Below are 667 nucleotides of genomic sequence, written 5' to 3' on the forward strand. Positions count from 1 at the left end.
GCTGCACAAGAATTGTGTGTTGGCATGGGAATAAAAGATCATTTTTCTTTAGCAGAAAGTATAACCGCTGGAATTACTGCAGGTTTTGGTTCAGGTTTTGGAGGACCCGTGATAGGAGAAAAAACTATCATGACGATGGTACGCATGGGTATGGTTAATGTGTCAGAACAATTAACTGAAATGGCGATAGGTATTCGCCAACAATTTGACATAGCCGGTGTAGTATTAGCTATGGGATCAGCGGGATTAAGTAGTCAAATAAAAATAGCGGATCCTTTAGAACGGCGTTTGGTAGCGGATGTGGAAGTTGCAGCGATGAGTAGTATAGTTCGCGGACGATTCGATGTTGAAAACTTAGCGACGCAACTGATTACGGATGCCGCTGCAGTAGGGATGCAACAGCAAACCAAACCGATATCTGATGACTATCATCAAAGTCAGAAGGCAAGCGGTGGTGTAGGACAGATCACACAAACCACAATAGATCAACAATGGGATGCCCACTTAATTAACGATGCAGAATTCACTGCGACTACGTCGTTACCGTCGGTTACTTTTGATGTCAATAATTCTTACGTAGCCGAACAACTTGGCCAACGAGTGGGCGAAGAAGTGAGTCATTTTTATCATCCCACACCACCACCAAGAAATCCCAATGGATTCTGGC

The 667-nt window shown here is 43.9% G+C and carries 1 protein-coding gene; it reads left to right on the forward strand.

The window, feature by feature from the left end:
- On the forward strand, positions 1–667 hold a 667-nt coding region (locus A1D18_RS06770), incomplete at both ends, for a hypothetical protein (protein ID WP_171910788.1).

Source organism: Candidatus Rickettsiella isopodorum (assembly GCF_001881495.1).
Taxonomy (GTDB): domain Bacteria; phylum Pseudomonadota; class Gammaproteobacteria; order Diplorickettsiales; family Diplorickettsiaceae; genus Aquirickettsiella; species Aquirickettsiella isopodorum.